This is a genomic window from Streptomyces sp. NPDC093260, from assembly GCF_040683715.1.
In the GTDB taxonomy this organism is placed as follows: Bacteria; Actinomycetota; Actinomycetes; order Streptomycetales; family Streptomycetaceae; genus Streptomyces; species Streptomyces sennicomposti.
This window is the reverse complement of sequence record NZ_JBFBEK010000027.1, coordinates 1-20,920: the sequence shown is the minus strand read 5'-3', so window position 1 is coordinate 20,920 and position 20,920 is coordinate 1. Positions and strand designations below refer to the sequence as shown.

Here is a 20,920-nt window from a genome sequence, read left to right as displayed (position 1 = left end):
TGTTCGAAGCCTTCTTCCGTGGGTTCAGCCGGCGGCCGGCCGGGCCTGGGCCTGGATCGCCGTGATGGCGACGGTGTTGACGATGTCCTGGACCAGCGCGCCGCGGGAGAGGTCGTTGACCGGCTTGCGCAGACCCTGCAGGACCGGGCCGACCGCGATCGCGCCCGCCGAGCGCTGCACGGCCTTGTAGGTGTTGTTGCCGGTGTTCAGGTCCGGGAAGATCAGCACGCTGGCCTGGCCGGCGACCTCCGAGCCGGGCAGCTTGGTGGCGGCCACCGACGGCTCCACGGCCGCGTCGTACTGGATCGGGCCCTCGATCATCAGGTCCGGGCGGCGCAGCCGCACCAGCTCCGTCGCCTCGCGCACCTTGTCCACGTCCGCGCCGGTGCCGGAGGTGCCGGTGGAGTACGACAGCATCGCGATCCGCGGCTCCACGCCGAACTGGGCGGCGGTGGCCGCCGACTGGACGGCGATGTCGGCCAGCTGTTCGGCGTCCGGGTCCGGGTTGACCGCGCAGTCGCCGTAGACGAGCACCTTGTCGGCCAGGCACATGAAGAACACCGACGAGACGATCGAGGAGTCCGGCGTGGTCTTGATGATCTCGAAGGCCGGGCGGATGGTGGCGGCCGTGGAGTGCACGGAGCCCGACACCATGCCGTCGGCCAGGCCCTCCTGGACCATCAGCGTGCCGAAGTAGTTCACGTCGGAGACCACGTCGTACGCCAGCTCGGTGGTGACGCCCTTGTGGGCGCGCAGCCGGGCGTACTGCTCGGCGAAGGAGTCGCGCAGCTCGGAGACGGCCGGGTCGATCAGCTGCGAGTCGCCGAGGTCGATGCCGAGGTCGGCGGCCCTCCTGCGGATCGTGTCCACCGGACCGAGCAGCGTCAGATCGCACACGCCCCGGCGCAGCAGCACCTCCGCCGCGTGCAGCACGCGCTCCTCGGTGCCCTCGGGCAGGACGACGCGGCGCTTGGCGGAGCGGGCCTGTTCGAGCAGCTTGTGTTCGAACATCATCGGTGTGACCCGGTCGCTGCTCGGCGCGGAGACGCGCTTGTTGAGGTCGGCGGTGTCGACGTACCGCTCGAACAGACCGAGCGCGGTCTCCGCCTTGCGCGGGGTGGCCGCGTTCAGCTTGCCCTCCAGGGCGAACAGCCGTTCGGCGGTGGGGAAGCTGTTGCCGGTGACCGAGACGACCGGGGTGCCGGGGGCGAGCCGGGCGGCCAGGGTGAGGATCTCCTCGCCGGGCTCCTCGTTCAGGGTGAGCAGCACCCCGGCGATCGGCGGGGTGCCGGCGCTGTGCGCGGCCAGCGAGCCGACGACCAGGTCGGCGCGGTCGCCGGGGGTGACGACCAGGCAGCCCGGGGTGAGCGCCTTGAGGAGGTTGGGCAGCATCGCGCCGCCGAAGACGAAGTCGAGCGCGTCGCGGGCGAGGCCCGAGTCGTCGCCGAGCAGCACCTTGCCGTCCAGGGCCTGCGCGATCTGCGCGACGGTCGGCGCGGACAGGGCGGGGGCGTCGGGCACGACGTAGCAGGGCACGGGCAGGCGGCCGGCCAGCCGCCCGGCTATCTCGTCGCGGTCCTCGGGCGCGACCCGGTTGGTGACCATGGCCAGCACGTCGCAGCCGAGGCCGTCGTAGGCGCGGTAGGCGTTGCGGGTCTCGGCGAGCACGGACTCCGCGCTCTGCCTGCGGCCGCCGACGACCGGGAGCACCGAGGCGCCGAACTCGTTGGCGAGACGGGCGTTGAGCGACAACTCGTCGGGGAGCTGCGTGTCGGCGTAGTCGGTGCCGAGGACGAGGACCACGTCGTAGTCGCGGGCCACCAGGTGGAAGCGGTCGACCAGGGCGGACACCAGTTCGTCGGTGCCCTGTTCGGCCTGGAGGGCGGACGCCTCCTGGTAGTCCATGCCGTAGACCGTCGCCGGGTCCTGGGAGAGCCGGTAGCGGGCGCGCAGCAGGTCGAAGAGGCGGTCCGGGCCGTCGTGGACCAGCGGGCGGAAGACGCCCACCCGGTCCACCTGCCGGGTCAGCAGCTCCATGACTCCCAGCTCCACGACCTGGCGGCCGTCACCGCGGTCGATGCCGGTCACGTACACGCTGCGGGTCACGCGGCTCTCCGTTTCCTCGGGTTTCCTCGGGTCCTCGGGTCTTCGAGAAGCCTCCGGCAGGTGCCCGGCGTGCAAAAAAAGCCCGCCGGGCGAGCGGAGCCCTCTTGACAATACCCCCGCCGCTAAGTAAGGCGCCCGTCAAGACGTAGGAGGGCCGGGGACGTGAAACAATCGGACAGGATCACCGGTATCAACAGTGAGCAGGAGACACAGCGCGATGCGTATCGGAGTTCTCACGGCAGGCGGCGACTGTCCGGGACTGAACGCGGTGATCCGGTCGGTCGTGCACCGAGCGGTCACCACCTACGGCGACGAGGTCATCGGCTTCGAGGACGGCTACGCCGGCCTGCTCGACGGCCGCTACCGCGCGCTCGACCTCAACGCGGTCAGCGGCATCCTCGCCCGCGGCGGCACCATCCTCGGCTCCTCGCGCCTGGAGCGCGACCGGCTGCGCGAGGCGTGCGAGAACGCCTCCGACATGATCCACCGGTTCGGCATCGACGCGCTCATCCCGATCGGCGGCGAGGGCACGCTGACCGCCGCCCGCATGCTCTCGGACGCCGGTCTGCCGGTGGTCGGCGTGCCGAAGACGATCGACAACGACATCTCCTCCACCGACCGCACCTTCGGCTTCGACACCGCCGTCGGCGTGGCCACCGAGGCCATGGACCGGCTCAAGACCACCGCCGAGTCCCACCAGCGCGTGATGGTCGTCGAAGTCATGGGCCGGCACGCGGGCTGGATCGCCCTGGAGTCCGGCATGGCGGCCGGCGCCCACGGCATCTGCCTGCCCGAGCGCCCCTTCGACCCCGCCGACCTGGTCAAGATGGTCGAGGAGCGCTTCGACCGCGGCAAGAAGTTCGCCGTGATCTGCGTCGCCGAGGGCGCCCACCCCGTCGACGGCAGCATGGACTACGGCAAGGGCGAGATCGACAAGTTCGGCCACGAGCGCTTCCAGGGCATCGGCACGGCGCTGGCGTACGAGCTGGAGAGCCGGCTCGGCAAGGAGGCCAAGCCGGTCATCCTCGGCCACGTCCAGCGCGGCGGCGTGCCCACCGCCTACGACCGCGTCCTCGCCACCCGCTTCGGCTGGCACGCGGTGGAGGCCGCGCACCGCGGCGAGTTCGGCCACATGACCGCCCTGCGCGGCACCGACGTGGTCATGGTGCCGCTCGCGGAGGCCGTGACCGAGCTGAAGCGGGTCCCGAAGGACCGGATGGACGAGGCGGAGTCGGTCTTCTAGCCGGTCGCCTCCGGGACGAGTCCGCGCTCCGGCCAGGGCGCGGCGGTCACGGCCGCGCCTCCGGGGCCACGGCTGCTCCCTCGCGGCTACGGCTGCGCCTCGGCCCAGAAGTGCTCCACTATCCGGTCCAGGAACTCGCGCCCGGCGTCGCCCGACTGGCGGGCGGCGCTGTTGCCGCCCCAGCTCAGCGAGGCGACCACCTGCCCCTGGTAGTCCTGGTGCAGCCGCCGGAGCGCCCGCTCCAGCCGCCGCCGCTCCAGCGGCACCAGCTTGCCCACCGGACGGACGTACGCCTGCCAGCGGGTGCCGACGGCGCTGCGCAGCAGTTCGGCGAGGTCCGCCTCCCGGCCGGTGACGGCGACGAAGTCGGGCAGCGCCAGGTCGAGCACCCGGGCGAGCGCGGCGGACTGCCGTTCGGTGCCGTGCCAGCCGTCGCCGTCCTCCATCCGCAGGTAACGGGCGAGTTCGAGGCCCACCCCGCGTGCCACCTCCTCGGCCGGCAGACCCCGCGCCACGCGGTGCTCGCGCAAGGTGCGCGGACGGCCGATCAGTTCACCCGGCGAACACCACAACGCGGCCGCGAGAGCGGTGAGTTCGGGGCTGGACGGGGAGGCGGTCCCGCGTTCCCAGGCGGTGACGAGATCCGCCGTCGCGTACGGCAGTCCGTAGGAGACGCGCAGGGTGTGGGCCACGTGCTCGGCGCCCGTGCCGAGGGCGGCGCGGATCCGGCGGGCGGCCGGAGCGTTGAACGGCGGAGTGGACGCGTCGGACGGGCCGGTGGCGGGCCGGTTCGGTGGGGCTGAGGGTCGGTGCACGGGCACAAGCTAGGGGCCCGGCGGCCCGGTGACCACGGTCCGTTCCCACAGGATCACACGTTGTCGGAAAGTACGGTTCCGTAGGTTCCGCGGCACGGGCAGGTGGGGAGCCGGCGGGGATCAGCGGGAGCCGCCGGTTCCGCGCACCCAGCGGTACACCAGCTCCGGGCGGCCCACCTGGCCGTACAGCGGCTTGCGGACGGCCAGGCCCGCCTCCACCAGGTGCTCCAGATAGCGCCGGGCGGTGATCCGGGAGATGCCCACCGCCTCGGCGAGCGCGGCCGCCGTCAGCCCCTCCCCTGCCTCCCGCAGCGCGCCCGTCACCCGCTCCAGGGTCGGCGCGCTCAGGCCCTTGGGGAGCGCGGCCGGCCCGGGGGCGCGCAGGGTCGCGAGCGCCCGGTCCACCTCGTCCTGCCCGCTGGCCTCGCCCGCCGCCGCGCGGAACTCGGCGTAGCGCACCAGACGGTCCCGCAGCGTCGCGAACGTGAACGGCTTCAGCACGTACTGGACCACGCCGAGCGAGACCCCCTCGCGCACCACCGCGAGGTCCCGCGCCGAGGTCACCGCTATCACGTCCGCCTGGTGGCCGGCGGCCCGCAGGGAGCGCGCCAGCTGAAGACCGTGCACGTCCGGCAGGTGCAGGTCGAGCAGGAGCAGGTCCACGGGGGTGCGCTCCAGCTCCCGCCGGGCCTGCGCACCCGTGTGCGCCTTCCCGACCGCGACGAATCCGGGCACCCGGCCCACGTACATCACGTGCGCGTCCGCGGCGACGGGATCGTCCTCGACGACGAGCACCCGGATCGGGGCGGCGCCGGCGCCCCCGGGGCCGCCCGCCGCTCCGGGTGCGCCCGCCGTCCCGTGGGGCGCCTTCGCCGGTCTGCCGGTCGTACCGTCGTTCGTCATGCGTCGCCTCCGGGGCCGGTGGTCGCGGTGGCGGGGTCCGTGCCGGGGTGCGAGGCGACCCCAGGGCCGTCCCCGGGGCGCGGCGCGGGCCGGGGGAAGCCCGCCGGGGAGGAGACCCGCCCCGGGCCGTACCCCAGGGGCAGGCGGGCCTCGAACACCGCGCCGCCGTCCTCCGCGGGCGTCACCGACAGAGTGCCGCCGTGGCGGTGGACCGCCTGGCGGGCCAGGGCCAGGCCCAGGCCGCGCCCGCCGGATCCGGTCGCCTTGGTCGAGAAGCCGCGCTGGAAGACCAGGTCCGTGTGGGCCGGATCGACGCCGGGCCCGGTGTCCGCCACCCGCAGCACCAGCTCCGCCTCCCGCGCGCACGCCGCCACGGTCACCGTCACCCGGGGCCGCGGCCCGCCCTGCGCCGCGTCCACCGCGTTGTCCACCAGGTTGCCGAGGATCGTCACCAGGTCCCGGGCGGGCAGTGCGGCCGGCAGGAGACCGTCGTCCAGGCCGCTGTCCTCGGACACCACCAGCTCCACGCCCCGCTCGTTGGCCTGCGCCGTCTTGCCGAGCAGCAGCGCGGCCAGCACCGGTTCGCTCACCGCCGAGACCACCTGGTCGGTCAGGGCCTGCGCCAGCTCCAGCTCCGCCGTAGCGAAGGCGACGGCCTCCTCGGCGCGCCCCAGCTCGATCAGCGACACCACGGTGTGCAGCCGGTTGGCGGCCTCGTGCGCCTGCGAGCGCAGCGCCTGGGTGAACCCCCGCTCGGAGTCCAGCTCGCCCATCAGCGACTGCAGCTCGGTCACATCGCGCAGGGTGACCACCGTGCCCCGGCGCTGCCCGCCGGAGACCGGGGAGGTGTTCACCACCAGCACCCGCGACGCGGTCAGGTGCACCTCGTCCAGCCGGGGCTCGGAGGACAGCAGCGCCCCGGTCAGCGGGGCGGGCAGCCCCAGGTCCGCAACCGACCTCCCGACGACCTGCGCCGCGCCGCCCACCCCCAGCAGCTCGCGGCCGCCGTCGTTGATCAGCGCCACCCGGTAGCCGGCGTCCAGCATCAGCAGCCCCTCGCGCACGGCGTGCAGCGCGGCCTCGTGGTAGTCGTGCATCCGGCTGAGCTGCTCGGCGTTCATCCCGTGGGTGTGCCGGCGCAGCCGCGCGTTGATGACGTACGTGGCGAGCGCCCCCAGTGCGAGGATGCCGGCCGCGACCCCGAACAGCGCCGTGACCTGCTCCTGGATCCGCGCGCTGATCGCCTCCACCCGGATGCCCGCGCTGACCAGGCCGACGACCCGGCCGCGGTCGAGGACGGGGGTGACCGCGCGGACGGACGGGCCGAGGGTGCCGGTGTAGGTCTCGGTGAAGGTCTCGCCGCGCCGGGCGGGCGCGATGGTGCCGAGGAAGGGGCGGCCGATCTGCCGCGGGTCGGGGTGGGTCCAGCGGATGCCCTCGGGCGTCATGATCGTGACGAAGTCGACCCCGGTGTCCCGCTGGACCCTCAGGGCGTACGGCTGGAGGTCGGCGGTCGGGTCGGCGGTGCGGATCGCGGCCCGCACGGAGGGGGAGTCGGCGATCGAGCGGGCCACCGCCGTGGCCTGCCGGCACGCCGCGCCCTCCGCCTGGCCGCGGTCGCTGACGTAGGTGAACAGTGCGTATCCGGCCACCACGAGCGCCAGCAGCACGGCCTGCATCGCGAAGAGCTGGCCCGCCAGGCTGCGCGGTCTCGGGAGGGCGGGTATACGCATGCGGCAAGTCTGCCTCCCGGTCGTGGCGTGAACTAAATGAACGGAAGGGTGACCGCTCTCACAGCGCGGGAGATAGTCGCGGCATCCCCGAATCTCCCCGGACGTGAGCCGCACGCCGGTGATGCCGACGACGTCGTCAAGGAGGGCCGCCGTGACCAGCGCAGCCGATACGGCACCTGCCGCACCCGCAGCGGGACCGGGCCCCGCAGCCAAGCGGGACCGTACCCACTACCTCTACATAGCGGTGATCGCCGCGGTGGTGCTCGGCGTGGTCGTCGGGTTCGCCTCGCCGGACTTCGCCAAGGAGCTGAAGCCGCTCGGCACCGGCTTCGTGAACCTGATCAAGATGATGATCTCCCCCATCATCTTCTGCACGATCGTGCTCGGCGTCGGTTCGGTGCGCAAGGCCGCGAAGGTCGGCAAGGTGGGCGGTCTCGCCCTCGGCTACTTCATCGCCATGTCGTTCGTGGCGCTGGCCATCGGCCTGGTGATCGGCAACCTCGTCCACCCGGGCAGCGGGATGCACCTGACCGAGGCCGTCAAGGGCGTCGGCCACGCGCAGGCGGACGCGGCGAAGGAGGGCCCGGTCGACTTCGTGCTCGGGATCATCCCGACCACGCTGGTCTCGGCGTTCACCGAGGGCGAGGTCCTCCAGACGCTGCTGGTCGCGTTGCTCGTCGGGTTCGCGCTCCAGGCCATGGGCCGCAAGGGCGAGCCGGTGCTGCGCGGGGTCGAGCACATCCAGCGGCTGGTGTTCCGCGTGCTCGCCATGATCATGTGGGCGGCGCCGATCGGCGCGTTCGGCGCGATGGCCGCCGTGGTCGGCGAGACGGGCATCGACGCCCTGAAGGCGCTCGCCACGATCATGTTCGGCTTCTACGCCACCTGTCTGCTGTTCGTGGTCGTGGTGCTCGGCGCGCTGACCCGGGTGGTGGCCGGCGTCAACATCTTCCAGCTGCTGAAGTACCTCGGCCGCGAGTTCCTGCTGATCCTGTCCACCTCGTCGTCCGAGTCCGCGCTGCCCCGGCTGATCGCGAAGATGGAGCACCTGGGCGTGAGCCGCCCGGTCGTCGGCATCACCGTGCCGACCGGGTACTCCTTCAACCTCGACGGCACGATGATCTACCTGACCATGGCCTCGCTGTTCATCGCGGACGCCATGGACCAGCCGCTCTCCATCGGCCAGCAGATCACCCTGCTGCTGTTCATGATGATCGCCTCCAAGGGCGCGGCGGGCGTCACGGGCGCGGGGCTCGCCACCCTCGCGGGCGCCCTCCAGTCGCACAAGCCCGCGCTGGTCGACGGCGTCGGCCTCATCGTCGGCATCGACCGCTTCATGAGCGAGGCCCGCGCGCTGACCAACTTCGCCGGCAACGCGGTGGCCACGCTGCTGATCGGCACCTGGACGGGCGAGGTGGACAAGGACCGCGTACGGCGGGTGCTGGCGGGCGACCTGCCGTTCGACGAGCGGACCCTGCTGGACGACTCCGACGACGCTCCCGCCCAGGCGCCGAAGGCGCGGGAGGACGACGAGAAGCAGCTCGCCAAGGCCTGAGGGGCCTTCCCCCGGCCGCCCGCACCGCGCGGGCGGCCCACTGCTCCGGACGCCCGGCCTTGCCTGAACCCTGGCCGGGCGCCCGGCTTTTCCGCAGGTACATTCCCGGGCCGCGACAGGCGTCCGGCTCCTCCCGGGCTTCCCCCGGGCGTCTCGCGACAGGCGTCCGGCTCCTCCCGCGCCCCGAGCGGCTTTCCGCTCTGTCCCGCGCCCCGAGCGGCCGTCTCCCCGAGCAGGGGGGCGGCCGCTCCGCCGTCAGTGCGCGAGCCGTGCGACCAGCGCGCCCGCCGGCGCCGCCGGCACCCCCGCCGCCGCCAGGACCGTCACGGCGGCCGAACGGCCGGCCTCGTGGGCCGGCAGCAGATCGTCGTTCACGGCCTCCATCAGCGCGAACAGGATCTGCTCGTGCACGTGCGCCAGGGCGGGCGCGGGCAGCGGCGAGCTGAAGACGTCCTGGTCGAAGCCGCGCTGGAGGAGGTCGGCGCAGGCCGTGCGGACCGGGGCCAGCCGCTCGCGGATGCCCTCCATGGTGACCGTGCGCTGGGCCAGCGCCACCAGCAGCCGGTAGCGGTCGGCGATGGGCCAGATGGCCAGCACCGAGCGCGCCACCGCCTCCGCCGGGTCGGCCACGCCCTCGCGCCCCGCCGCGTGCGCGTCCGCCAGCGCCTGCACCGCGTCGTCCACGAGCGTGCTGATCAGCGCCTCGCGGCTCGGGAAGTGGCCGTAGACCGTGCGCCGTACGACGCCCGCGGCGCGCGCGATCTGGTCCATGGAAGCGTCGGGGTCGCGCAGCATCTCGGCGAGGGCGACGTCGAGGATGCGGCGCCGGTTGGCGTCGGCGCGCGTGCTGTTACCCGTGGTCATGGCTGACATTCTGCACCCCGCTCGGTTTGCACAGCGCTGTGCATCGACGTACATTGCACAGGGTTGTGTAAATGCACATGCCTGTGCAATCCCGTCGCGCTTCCGAGGAAGGCAACCCCTGCCATGCGACTCGTCATGAACGAACCGGTGGAGCGGATGGACCGCCCCTACGCCCGGCGCTGGTGGGCGCTGCTGGTGCTCTGCCTGAGCCTGCTGATCATCGTGATGGCCAACACCGCCCTCACCGTCGCCGCGCCCGACATGACCCGCGACCTCGGGCTGTCCAGCTCCGACCTGCAGTGGGTCATCGACGGCTACACCGTTCCCTACGCCGCGCTGATGCTGCTGCTCGGCGCGATCGGCGACAAGTACAGCCGCCGGGGCGCGCTCGTGCTCGGCCTGCTGGTGTTCGGCGGCGGAGCCGTCTTCGGCTACCTCGCCGACAGCGCGGCCACCGTCATCGCGGCCCGCGCCGTGATGGGCGTCGGCGCCGCGCTGATCATGCCGGCCACACTCTCCCTGCTCGCCGCGACCTTCCCGCGCGCCGAACGCGCCAAGGCGATCACCCTGTGGACCGCCACCGCCGGACTCGCCATCGCGGCCGGTCCGGTCGTCGCCGGCGCACTGCTCAAGAACCACGGCTGGGCCTCCACGTTCCTGATCAACGTGCCGATCGCCGCCGTCGCCCTGGTCGCCGCGTTCGTCCTCGTCCCGCCGTCCAAGGCGGGTCACCACGACCGGATCGACTACGTCGGCGGACTGCTGTCCGTGATGTGGACCGGCGCCCTCGTCTACATGATCATCCAGGGCCCGCACTTCGGCTGGGACGCCAAGGCGATCGCCGCCGCGGTGGTCGCGGGCGCCGGCCTGATCGCGTTCGTCCTGTGGGAGCTGCGCCACCCGCGCCCGATCCTCGACGTACGCCGCTTCGCCCACCGCCGCTTCGCCGGCGCCAACCTCGCCGTCGCCCTGTTCTTCCTCGCCGTCTTCGGCGCCTTCTACTACCTCACCCAGCACCTCCAGTTCGTCCTCGGCTACGACGCCCTGGCCACCGGTGTGCGCATGCTGCCGCTGGCCGGCGCGGTCTTCGCCGGCTCCGCGCTGACCGGCTACCTCACCCCGCGCGTCGGCATGAAGTGGACGGTCAGCGCGGGCATGGTGGGCGGCACCGCCGCGCTCGCCCTGCTCACCCGGATCGACGCCGGGTCCTCCTACGGCGACCTGGTGGCCCCGCTGATCATCCTGGGCCTCGCGATCGGCCTCGCCCTGTCGCCCTGCACCGACGCGATCATGGGCTCCTTCCCGGAGTCCGAGCTGGGCGTCGGCGGCGCCGTCAACGACACCTCACTGGAGCTGGGCGGCTCCCTCGGCATCGCGATCCTCGGCTCGCTGCTGGCCACCTCCTACTCCGACCACCTCGCCGACGCCACCGCCGGCAGCCGCCTCCCGGCGAGCGCCCTGGCCTCCGCGCAGGACTCGGTCGGCGCCGGGTACGCCGTCGCGCAGGGCGTCGGCGACAGGGCGCGGCAGCTCGCGGCGCAGGCCGCCCACGCGTCCGACCCCCAGCAGGCCGCGCAGCTCAAGGCGCAGGCCGGTCAGCTCGCCCAGGGCGCCCACCAGATGAAGGACGCCGTGGGCTCCGCCTTCGCCGAGGCGGTGTCCCACACCAGCCTGGTCGGCGCGGTCGTCCTCGGTGTGGGCACCCTCGCCGTGGCCCTGCTCCTGCCGCGCGGCACGGCCCCCGAAGCCGAGCCGGCCGAGGCGGGGGAGAAGGAACTGGCGGGCAGCGGGGTGAACTGAAACTCCCCGTCCGTCGTCTCTCACCGCGACGCGCTACCGTGCCGTGCCGTACCGACCGGGTGCGGCACGGCCGTGCGCGCACACGGAGCAAGTGACGCAAGTGATGGAGGCGACGGGGGATGGCGATCGACTGGGACCGGCGCACGTGCGCGCGCAAGGGGCACGTGACCTACGCGCCGGACGACCCCCGGCTGCGGATCAGGCTGCACGCCGACACCGCGCTCGGCGAGGTGTGGCGCTGCCTGCGCTGCGGTGACTTCGTGCTCGGCGACCCGCACGGCTCCGGGCCGGCGGCCGAGGCGCCGCTGGTGCCGCGCGGCAAGGTGCTGCGGGACCTGTTCGTCCTGCGCTTCCTGGCCGTCGAGCGGGCGGTGCGCGGTGTGTTCATCGTGCTGGTGGCGGTCGCCGTCTGGAAGTTCAGCAACAGCCAGGACGCGGTGCGCCGGCTGTTCGAGGAGTACCTGGACGTCTTCCGCCCGGTCTTCAAGCACTTCCACTACGACCTCGACCACTCGCCGGTCGTCGGCACCATCCAGAAGACCTTCGGCTACGAGCACTCCACCCTGCTGCTGGTGGCCGGACTGCTCCTGGCCTACGCGCTGGTGGAGATCATCGAGGCGGTGGGCCTCTGGTACGCCAAGCGCTGGGCGGAGTACCTGACGGTGGTCGCCACCGCCGCCTTCCTGCCGCTGGAGATCTACGAACTCACCGAACACATCAGCGCGCTGAAGATCACCACGCTGGTCCTGAACATCCTCGCCGTCCTCTACATCGCCGTCACCAAACGCCTCTTCGGCCTCCGCGGCGGCCGCCGCGCCTTCGACGCGGAACGCCGCAGCGCGTCCCTGCTGGAGGTGGAGGAGTCGGCGGGGGTCCTGGTCTGAACGGACGCGGACACGGCCGCGGTGCCCCGCGGCGCGGCCGGACGTCACGGCCGGCCGGGCGCGGGGCACCGTCGCGACCGGCCTCTTGCCTTGACGTCGGCGTCAAGCCGTAGCGTCGTCCGTATGCGAATCGGCGAGCTGGCCGCGCGGGCCGGGACGACGACCCGGGCGCTGCGGTACTACGAGTCACGGGGGCTGCTGCCCGCGCGGCGGGACGAGCACGGGCACCGCACGTACGACGAGGGCGACCTGAAGCTGCTGCGGCAGATCAGGACGCTCCAGGACTTCGGGTTCGACCTGGAGGAGACCCGGCCGTTCGTGGAGTGCCTGCGCGCCGGGCACCCGGAGGGCGACTCCTGCCCGGCGTCGCTCGTGGTGTACCGGCGCAAGCTGGACGAGCTGGACGCGCTCATCGGCGAGCTGGCGGCCGTACGGGCGAAGGTCGGTGAGCAGTTGGCGCGGGCGGAGCGGGCGCGGGACGAGCTGGGCGCCGAGGCGCTGGTTCCGGGGGGTCCGGAACCCGTGTGCGAACTGGGAGGGTGACGGCGATGAGCCAGGCTCAGGGTGTGACCGAGGTGACCGACGCGGACTTCGCGGGGGAGGTGCTGGCGGCTGACCTGCCGGTGCTGGTGGAGTTCACCGCCGACTGGTGCCCGCCGTGCCGGCAGATGGCGCCGGTGCTGAGCGCCCTCGCGGCGGAGGAGGGCGAGCGGCTGAAGGTGGTCCAGCTGAACGTGGACCACAACCCGGACACCACGAACGCGTACAAGGTGCTGTCCATGCCCACGTTCATGGTCTTCCGCGGCGGCGAGCCGGTGCGGTCCATGGTGGGGGCGCGGCCCAAGCGGCGGCTGCTCGCGGAGGTCGCGGACGCGCTGCCCGGCGTGGTGTTCGACGGGGCGGTGGCCGCCGCGTCGTAGCCGGCGGGGGGCCGTACGGGCCCCGGACACGAGGAAATCCCCCGGACAATTGCGTCCGGGGGATTTCTCTGCGTATATTCGGTGGTTCGCGACTTCGTTTTCTGAACGGCCGCGGAGAAGTTCAGTGAGCACAGTATATCCGGGCGGGAGCGGAATTGTCAAACACCGAATTGACCGACGGTGAATTGCGACGGGAACAGGAATTCGTCGACGGTCTGTACGCGCGCGTGGACGCGCTGCGCGGCGATGCCGAGTCCTCCGTCTCCGACGCGCTCGCGCAGGGTGACAAGCCCATGCAGGCCCGGCTGGAGCGGGACATCCTCGTCGCCGAGCGGTCCGGGCTGCTGGCCGCGCTCAACGCCGTGGACGGCTCGCTCTGCTTCGGCCGGATCGACCTGACCGACGGCACCGGCCACCACATCGGCCGGATCGGCCTGCGCGCCGACGACGCCGAGCGCACCCCCGTGCTGATCGACTGGCGGGCCGATGTCGCCCGTCCCTTCTACTTGGCCACCGGCCACACCCCGATGGGCCTCAGGCGCCGTCGGCACATCTCCTCCGAGGGCCGCCGGGTCACCGCCCTGCACGACGAGATCCTCGACCTCGGTGACGCCACCCGCACCGGCCACGAGGACCCGACCGGCGACGCGGTGCTGCTGGCCGCGCTGAACTCGGCGCGCACCGGCCGCATGGGCGACATCGTCCGCACCATCCAGGCCGACCAGGACCGCATCATCCGCGCCCCGCACCGCGGCGTGCTGGTGGTGGAGGGCGGCCCGGGCACCGGCAAGACCGCCGTCGCCCTGCACCGCGCCGCCTATCTGCTCTACGAGCACCGCGAGCTGCTGGCCCGGCGCGCCGTCCTCATCGTCGGCCCCAACCCGGCCTTCCTCGGCTACATCGGCGAGGTACTGCCCTCCCTCGGCGAGACCGGCGTGCTGCTGGCCACCGTCGGCGAGCTGTTCCCCGGTGTGAAGGCCACCGCCGCCGACACCCCGGAGGCCGCCGCCGTCAAGGGCCGCGCCGACATGGCCGACGTGCTCGCCGCCGTCGTACGGGACCGGCAGGCGCTGCCCGACCCCGTCATCGCCATCGAGCACGACCGCGAGGTCCTGATGCTGGACGACGGCCTGGTCAACGTCGCCCGCGAACGCACCCGCGCCGCGAAGCTGCCGCACAACGCGGCCCGCGAGCACTTCGAGGGCCACATCCTCAACACGCTCACCGACATGGTCGCCGAGCGCATCGGCACCGACCCCTACGACGGCTCCAACCTCCTCGACCCGAGCGACGTCACCCAGATCCGCGAGGAACTGGCAGAGAACCCCGAGGTGTGGTCGGCCATCGACCGGCTGTGGCCGCGCGTCACCCCGCAGCGCCTGGTCGCCGACTTCCTCGCCGAGCCCGAGGGGTACGTGTCCGACGCGGACGCCGCCGCGATCCGCCGCCCGGTCACCCGGGCCTGGACCGTCGCCGACGTGCCCCTGCTCGACGAGGCCGCCGAACTGCTCGGCGAGGACGACCGGGTGGTCCGCGCCCGCGCCGAACGCGAGCGGGAGACGCAGATCGCCTACGCGCAGGGCGTCCTCGACGTGTCCTACGCCTCGCGGACCTACGAGTTCGACGACAAGGACGACGAGGACTCCGAGATCCTCTCGGCGCACGACATCATCGACGCCGAACGGTTCGCGCAGCGGCAGGAGGAGGACGACCACCGCAGCGCCGCCGAGCGCGCGGCGGCCGACCGCACCTGGGCGTTCGGGCACATCATCGTGGACGAGGCGCAGGAGCTGTCGCCGATGGCGTGGCGGCTGCTGATGCGGCGCAGCCCGACCCGCTCGATGACGCTGGTCGGCGACCCGGCGCAGACCGCCGAGGCGGCCGGCGTCGGCGCCTGGTCGGACATCCTGGAGCCCTACGTCGGCGACCGCTGGGAACACACCCGCCTCGGCGTCAACTACCGCACTCCGGCCGAGATCATGGAGGTCGCCGCGGCCGTGGTCCGTGCGGAGGACCCGAGCTTCATGCCGCCGAGTTCGGTGCGCTCCACGGGCGTACGGCCCTGGGCGCGCGCCACCGACGACCTGCCCGGCGCGGTGGAGAAGGCCGTCGCCGCACTCACCCCGGCGGAGGGCCGGCTCGCGGTGATCGCCCCGCGCGACCTGCACCGGCGGCTGGCCGCGCGGCTGGACGGCGTGACGGCCGGCGCGGAGCCCGACCTGACCCGGCAGGTCGTCCTGCTGGACCCGCGCCAGGCGAAGGGCCTGGAGTTCGACTCCGTCCTGGTGGTCGAGCCCGCCCGCTACGGCACGAGCGACCTGTACGTCGCCCTGACCCGGGCGACGCAGCGGCTGGGCGTGGTGCACGGGGAGGCGCTGCCTCCGGCGCTGGCTTCGGCGTTCGCGGCGTAGGGGCGGCGGAGGGCCGGGGGTGCCGCCCCCGGCCCTCCGCCGTCGGCCTGAACGCCTCGTCATCGAGCGCCGGACGGGCTGACTTCAGCTCCCGGACCGGACCGGGGAACCGGAGGAACCCCTTCGCCGGGCGGGCTGGTCATGCCGGTCGGAGCCAGATCGTCGCCAGGGGTGGCAGGGTCAGGTGGAGGCTGGCCGGACGGCCGTGCCAGGGCTGGGGGTCCGGCTTGACGGGGTCCGGGCGGACCACGTCGCTGCCGCCGTAGCGGGCCGCGTCGGTGTTCACGACCTCCCGCCAGGCGGGCACGTCGTCGGGGACGCCGATGCGGTAGCCGGGGCGCACCACCGGGGCGAAGTGCGACACCACCAGCAGCGGGGAGCCGTCGGCGTCGTAGCGCAGGAAGGCGAACACGTTGTCGTCGGCCGCGTCGCCGACGATCCACTGGAAGCCGTCCGGGTGCACATCGCGCGACCACAGGGCCGGGGTGTCGCGGTAGACGGAGTTCAGGTCGCGGACCAGGTCCAGTACGCCCCGGTGGTCGGGCGCCGCGCCGTAGGCCGGGTCCAGCAGCCACCAGTCCGGGCCGCGCTCCTCGGACCACTCGGCGCCCTGCGCGAACTCCTGGCCCATGAAGAGGAGCTGCTTGCCCGGGTGGGACCACATGTAGGCGAGATAGGCACGCAGGTTGGCGCGCTGCTGCCACCAGTCGCCCGGCATCTTCGACACCAGCGAGCCCTTGCCGTGCACCACCTCGTCGTGCGAGATCGGCAACACGTAGTTCTCGCTGTACGCGTACACCATGGAGAACGTCATCTCGCCGTGGTGGTACTTGCGGTGGATGGGGTCGTGGCTCATGTACTCCAGCGAGTCGTGCATCCAGCCCATGTTCCACTTCAGCCCGAAACCGAGCCCGCCGAAGCCGCTCGGGCCGCGGTGGTGGGTGGCGCGGGTGACCCCGTCCCAGGCCGTCGACTCCTCCGCCACGGTCACCACGCCCGGCACCCTGCGGTACACGGTCGCGTTCATCTCCTGGAGGAACGCCACCGCGTCCAGGTTCTCCCGGCCGCCGTGCTCGTTGGGCCGCCACTGGCCCGGCTCACGGGAGTAGTCGAGGTAGAGCATGGAGGCCACCGCGTCCACCCGCAGCCCGTCGATGTGGAACTCCTCGCACCAGTAGAGGGCGTTGGCGACGAGGAAGTTGCGCACCTCGCGGCGGCCGAAGTCGAACTCCAGCGTGCCCCAGTCCGGGTGTGCCGCGCGCAACGGGTCCGAGTGCTCGTACAGCGGACGCCCGTCGAACTCCGCCAGCGCCCACTCGTCGCGCGGGAAGTGCGCCGGCACCCAGTCCATGATCACGCCGATGCCGGCCTGGTGCAGCGCGTCCACCAGGTACTTGAAGTCGTCCGGGGTGCCCAGCCGGGCGGTCGGCGCGTAGAAACCGGTGACCTGGTAGCCCCAGGAGCCGCCGAAGGGATGCTCGGCGACCGGCATCAGCTCGACGTGCGTGAAGCCCAGGTCCTTGACGTAGGCGGGGAGCTGGGTGGCCAGGTCGCGGTAGGTCAGGCCCGGCCGCCAGGAGGGCAGATGGACCTCGTACACCGAGAACGGCGCCTCGTGCGCCGGCAGTTCGGCGCGGCGCGTGAGCCACTCCTCGTCCCGCCACTCGTGGTGCGAGGCGGTGATGACCGACGACGTGGCCGGCGGGACCTCGGTGCGGCGGGCCATCGGGTCGGCGCGCAGCGTCTTGGAGCCGTCCGGGCGGGTGATCTCGAACTTGTACAGTTCGCCCTCGCCGATCCCCGGCACGAACAGCTCCCACACCCCCGTCGCGCCCAGCGAGCGCATCGGGAACGCGGTGCCGTCCCAGAAGTTGAAGGTGCCGGCCACCCGCACGCCCCGCGCGTTCGGCGCCCACACGGCGAACCGGGTGCCCTCGACGCCCTGGTGGGTCGTCGGGTGCGCGCCGAGCGCCTGCCACAGCTGCTCGTGCCGGCCCTCGCCGATCAGGTACAGGTCCAGCTCGCCGAGCGTCGGCAGGAAGCGGTACGCGTCCTCGGTGACCTGCACCGCCCCGGCGTACGCGACCTCCAGCCGGTACTCCGGTACGTCGCCGGCCGGCAGCAGCCCCGAGAAGAAGCCGTCGCCGTCGTGACGCAGCTCGACCTGGAGGTCCCCGGCGACCACGGCGACCCCGAGCGCGTACGGCCTGAACGCCCGCACCGCGACCCCGCCGGGCACGGGGTGCGCACCGAGCACCGAATGCGGATCGTGGTGGGTGCCGGCGAGCAACCGCTCCCGGTCCAAGGTGTCCACGGCGGGGGAGACGGCGAGGGACACCTCCGGGGAGACGAAGGAGGCGGGCACCGCGCCCACCCCGGCGGGAGGCGCCCCGCCGGACGCCGCCCTGCCGGCCTGGCCGGTCGCCGCCTGGTCGGTCGGGGCCTGGACTTCCGGGGCCTGCACGGTCGTCGGCGCGCCCGCAGGGGACTGGACGTCCGGGGCCTGCACGGCTGCCGCCGCCTCCGCAAGGGGCCGCACGTGCGGGGCCTCCCCCCCCGGGGGCGTCGGACCCGGGGCGGTGCCGACGGGGGCGGCGGTCCGGGCGGGGGCCTTCTTCGCCGCGGTCTTCTTCACGGGGGTCTTCTTCACGGCGGCGGCCTTCGCCGTCGTCTTCTTCGCGGTCGTCTTCTTCGCCGTGGTCTTCTTCGCGGCGGGTGCGGTCTCCGGGGTCGGCGCGGTCTCCGGGACGGCCTGTGCCGCCACCGCCTCGGCCGCGGAAGTCCTCTTCGCGGGCGCCCTCCCGGCCGCCGTCTTCTTCGCGGCCGTGCTGTCCGGGACCGCCTTCTGCGCCGCGGCCTTCCTGGTGACCGCCTTCGCCGCGACCGCCTTCTCGGCGACCGTCCTGGCCGTCGGCTTCTTGGCCACCGCCGTCCCCGCCACCGTCTTCTTCTCAGCGGCCGCCTTCCCCGCGGGCGCCTTCTTCGCGGCGGCGGTCTTCGCGGCCGCCGTCTCCGGCGTCGCCTTCCGCGCCGCCGCCCTCTTGGCGACGGTCTTCGCCGCGACCGCCTTCTCGGCCGTCTTCCTGGCGGCGACCGCCTGCTCGGCGGGCGCTTTCCGCGCCGCCGTCTTCTTCGCGGGCGCGGCCGCCTTCTTCGCGGCGGCCACCGTGTCCGAGGCGGTCGTCTTCGCCGCGGCCTTCTTCGTGACGGCCTTCGTCGCCGCCTTCCTGGTGACCGCCGTCTTCGCGGCGGCCTTCGTCGCCGTCTTCTTCGCGGCGGACTTCTTCGCCGCGGCCTTCGCGGGCGCCCCCGCGGGCGTCTTCCTCGGGGGTGCCGGCCGGTCGTCGCCGGCGGCCTCGGCCGCCCGCTTCGGTTCCGGACCGCTGGACGGGGGACGGGCAGTCACGGGCGGAGCCTCCTCGGCGCAGGACAGAACAGGTCGGATGCGGTCGTGCGGTGGGTCACCGGGCGTCGGTCCCGGCCCCGGAGCCGGCCGGGTCCGAGGTCTCGGCGGCGGCCTCCGTGCCGGTGGCCAGCCGCCGGACGGCGGACAGCGGCACCGGCAGCCAGTCGGGGCGGTTGCGGGCCTCGTAGAGGACCTCATAGATCGCCTTGTCCGTCTCGTAGGCCCGCAGCAGCACCGGATCGGTGCGCGGATCGTGCCCGCCCGCCTCGGCGTACCCGGTGCAGAACGCGGCCCGGCAGGCCGCCGCCCAGCCCGGTGCGGGCGGCCCGCCGGCCGAGTGCGCCGCGTAGTCGAAGGAGCGCAGCATCCCGGCGACGTCCCGGGCCACCGGCTGCGCCATCCGCCGCTCGGCCAGCGGTTTCGCGGGCTCGCCCTCGAAGTCGATCAGCGACCACTCGCCGGAGGCGCTGCGCAGGCACTGCCCGAGGTGGAGGTCGCCGTGGATGCGCTGCGCGGTCCAGGTGTGGCCCTCGGCGGCGAGGTCGGCCAGGGCGTCGAAGGCGGACTGGAGACCCGGCGCATAGGGCCGCAGGGCCGGCACCGCCTGCGCCGCCGACTGGAGCCGCTCGGTCATGCCGTCGACCAGCGACTGAACCTGGAGGTGGGCCAGGGTGACCGTGGGCAGCGCCCGGGCCAGCGCGGTGTGCACCTCGGCGGTGGCGCGTCCCAGCGCCCGCGCCTCCGCGCTGAAGTCCTCGCCCTTCGCCAGCCCGCGCAGCGCCAGCTCCCAGCCGTCGGTGGCGCCCTGCACGAACGGCTGGAGCACCCCCAGGACGTAGGACTCGTCGGCCACCTCGGCGGTCATCCAGGCGGTCGGCGGCGGCACCCGGGGGCAGCCCTCGCGGGCCAGGGCCAGCGGCAGTTCCAGATCCGGGTTGACGCCCGGAAGGACCCGCCGCAGCAGTTTGAGGATAAACGTATCTCCGTATATCACCGAGGAGTTGGACTGCTCGGCGGTCGCCATCCGCGGCACCAGGTCCGGACGTATCTCGTCGCGCCGCTCGAAGCGCAGCCCGCCGATGCGGGCCCGGGTGCGCAGCGCCTCCAGGATCACCTCGGCGGGCCGGGGGTCGTACAGGGCCTCGTACACCGTACGGCCGGCGAACGGGCCCTCGTGGACATGGCCGATCAGCGCGGGCGCCAGCCTCGGCGGCAGCGCCTCGCGCACGCCTATGAGCAGCTGGTAGCAGTCGCCGGGGTGCGGTACGCCGCCCGGCGCGGACGGGAGCGGCTGGTGGGCGCGCACCAGCAGGTGGTGCAGGCCCAGCTTGGCGTCGGAGGGCAGCAGCTCGGTGGCCGCGACCAGCGAGAAGCCGGTGACGGGCCGCCCCTTGCCCGCGAACCAGCGCTGCCGGGGCAGCCACTCCCGCAGCAGCGGGTCCAGCGAAGCGAGAAGACCGGGGCTGCTCGGGGCGGGGGAGCGGGTGACGGCTTGCGACATCGCTTCCGACATGGCGTCGCGTCCAATCGCTGGTCGGGTGTGACTCACGCGTGCCCACAGGCGGGGCGGCGGAAACCGCCCCGTCCGGGGGCCCTGGGGCCGTCCGTCCGGATCACGCCGGGGACCGCCCGCCGTGCCGGCCGCGAGGGGCCGCCCTGCCCCGCGTCGACGACAGGACCCGGGCCCGCCGCGCCGCCACGACGGAGCCCGGTCCTGCCGTCACGACCGGACCCGGACCCGCCGTCACGACCGGACCCGGACCCGCCGTCGCGGCGGGCCTAGACCGCGGCGTCCTTGCGGAGCCGGAACCAGTAGAAGCCGTGTCCCGCCATGGTCAGCAGGTACGGCAGCTCCCCGATGGCCGGGAAGCGCACCCCGCCGAACAGCTCCACCGGGTGCCTGCCGTGGAAGGCGCTGAGGTCCAGTTCGGTGGGCTGGGCGAAGCGGGAGAAGTTGTGCACGCACAGCACGAGGTCGTCCTCGTACTCCCGCAGGAAGGCGATGACCGCCGGGTTGGATGACGGCAGCTCCCGGTACGAGCCGAGTCCGAAGGCGGGGTTCTGCTTGCGGATCTCGATCATGCGGCGGGTCCAGTGCAGCAGCGAGGAGGGCGACGACATGGACGCCTCGACGTTGGTGACCTGGTAGCCGTAGACGGGGTCCATGATCGTGGGCAGGAAGAGCCGGCCGGGGTCGCTGGAGGAGAATCCGGCGTTGCGGTCGGGGGTCCACTGCATGGGGGTCCGGACGGCGTCGCGGTCGCCGAGCCAGATGTTGTC

At 73.3% G+C, this 20,920-nt stretch carries 15 protein-coding genes; 7 read left to right on the top strand and 8 right to left on the bottom strand.

What is annotated here, in order from left to right; translation table 11 throughout:
- Positions 1-24: 24 nt before the first annotated feature.
- Positions 25-2,106 carry a phosphate acetyltransferase gene (gene pta, locus AB0N63_RS28055; protein WP_365532948.1) on the bottom strand — a complete coding sequence of 694 codons (2,082 nt, stop codon included), beginning with the start codon at positions 2,104-2,106 and terminating at the stop codon, positions 25-27.
- Between the two features lie 217 nt (positions 2,107-2,323).
- On the opposite strand from pta, the gene AB0N63_RS28050 reads away from it, so the two are divergent.
- Positions 2,324-3,349 carry an ATP-dependent 6-phosphofructokinase gene (locus AB0N63_RS28050; protein ID WP_365532946.1) on the top strand — a complete coding sequence of 342 codons (1,026 nt, stop codon included), beginning with the start codon at positions 2,324-2,326 and terminating at the stop codon, positions 3,347-3,349.
- 86 nt (positions 3,350-3,435) lie between these two features.
- On the opposite strand, the gene AB0N63_RS28045 is transcribed toward AB0N63_RS28050, so the two are convergent.
- The 3 genes from AB0N63_RS28045 to AB0N63_RS28035 all read right to left on the bottom strand — a co-directional run bounded on the left by AB0N63_RS28045 (position 3,436) and on the right by AB0N63_RS28035 (position 6,800).
- On the bottom strand, positions 3,436-4,164 hold the full coding sequence (locus AB0N63_RS28045; protein WP_365532943.1) for a helix-turn-helix transcriptional regulator: 729 nt from the start codon (positions 4,162-4,164) through the stop codon (positions 3,436-3,438).
- A gap of 120 nt (positions 4,165-4,284) precedes the next feature.
- Positions 4,285-4,959, bottom strand: coding sequence for a response regulator (locus AB0N63_RS28040; RefSeq protein ID WP_365533103.1), 675 nt, complete (start codon positions 4,957-4,959; stop codon positions 4,285-4,287).
- Positions 4,960-5,063: 104 nt separating this feature from the next.
- Positions 5,064-6,800: a sensor histidine kinase gene (locus AB0N63_RS28035; RefSeq protein ID WP_365532941.1), complete on the bottom strand. Its 1,737-nt coding sequence runs from the start codon at positions 6,798-6,800 to the stop codon at positions 5,064-5,066.
- Between the two features lie 121 nt (positions 6,801-6,921).
- Between AB0N63_RS28035 and AB0N63_RS28030 the strand changes: the two genes are divergently transcribed.
- Positions 6,922-8,355 (top strand): cation:dicarboxylase symporter family transporter, encoded by a 1,434-nt coding sequence (locus tag AB0N63_RS28030; protein ID WP_365533102.1) that lies wholly within the window; start codon positions 6,922-6,924, stop codon positions 8,353-8,355.
- A gap of 255 nt (positions 8,356-8,610) precedes the next feature.
- Here AB0N63_RS28030 and AB0N63_RS28025 read toward each other — a convergent pair whose 3' ends face one another.
- Positions 8,611-9,228, bottom strand: a complete 618-nt coding sequence (locus AB0N63_RS28025; RefSeq protein ID WP_365532939.1) for a TetR/AcrR family transcriptional regulator — start codon at positions 9,226-9,228, stop codon at positions 8,611-8,613.
- Positions 9,229-9,342: 114 nt separating this feature from the next.
- On the opposite strand from AB0N63_RS28025, the gene AB0N63_RS28020 reads away from it, so the two are divergent.
- The 5 genes from AB0N63_RS28020 (at position 9,343) to AB0N63_RS28000 (ending at position 15,234) form a co-directional block, all read left to right on the top strand.
- A complete protein-coding gene (locus AB0N63_RS28020) occupies positions 9,343-11,019 on the top strand; it encodes an MFS transporter (protein ID WP_365532938.1) in 1,677 nt (558 codons plus the stop codon).
- Between the two features lie 119 nt (positions 11,020-11,138).
- Positions 11,139-11,903 (top strand): DUF2127 domain-containing protein, encoded by a 765-nt coding sequence (locus AB0N63_RS28015; RefSeq protein ID WP_365532935.1) that lies wholly within the window; start codon positions 11,139-11,141, stop codon positions 11,901-11,903.
- 123 nt (positions 11,904-12,026) lie between these two features.
- Positions 12,027-12,446, top strand: coding sequence for a MerR family transcriptional regulator (locus AB0N63_RS28010; protein ID WP_365532933.1), 420 nt, complete (start codon positions 12,027-12,029; stop codon positions 12,444-12,446).
- Between the two features lie 5 nt (positions 12,447-12,451).
- Positions 12,452-12,823 carry a thioredoxin domain-containing protein gene (locus AB0N63_RS28005; RefSeq protein WP_365532931.1) on the top strand — a complete coding sequence of 124 codons (372 nt, stop codon included), beginning with the start codon at positions 12,452-12,454 and terminating at the stop codon, positions 12,821-12,823.
- Between the two features lie 137 nt (positions 12,824-12,960).
- Positions 12,961-15,234, top strand: a complete 2,274-nt coding sequence (locus AB0N63_RS28000; RefSeq protein WP_365533101.1) for an ATP-dependent DNA helicase — start codon at positions 12,961-12,963, stop codon at positions 15,232-15,234.
- A 139-nt stretch (positions 15,235-15,373) separates the two neighbouring features.
- On the opposite strand, the gene glgB is transcribed toward AB0N63_RS28000, so the two are convergent.
- The 3 genes from glgB to AB0N63_RS27985 form a co-directional block, all read right to left on the bottom strand.
- Positions 15,374-18,640 (bottom strand): 1,4-alpha-glucan branching enzyme, encoded by a 3,267-nt coding sequence (gene glgB, locus AB0N63_RS27995; RefSeq protein WP_365532928.1) that lies wholly within the window; start codon positions 18,638-18,640, stop codon positions 15,374-15,376.
- Positions 18,641-18,695: 55 nt separating this feature from the next.
- Entirely contained in the window at positions 18,696-20,141 is a 1,446-nt protein-coding gene (locus AB0N63_RS27990) for a maltokinase (RefSeq protein ID WP_365533099.1), read from the bottom strand.
- Positions 20,142-20,419: 278 nt separating this feature from the next.
- Positions 20,420-20,920, bottom strand: a 501-nt coding sequence (locus AB0N63_RS27985; protein WP_365532926.1) for an alpha-glucosidase C-terminal domain-containing protein, incomplete at its 5' end; no start/stop codon positions are given.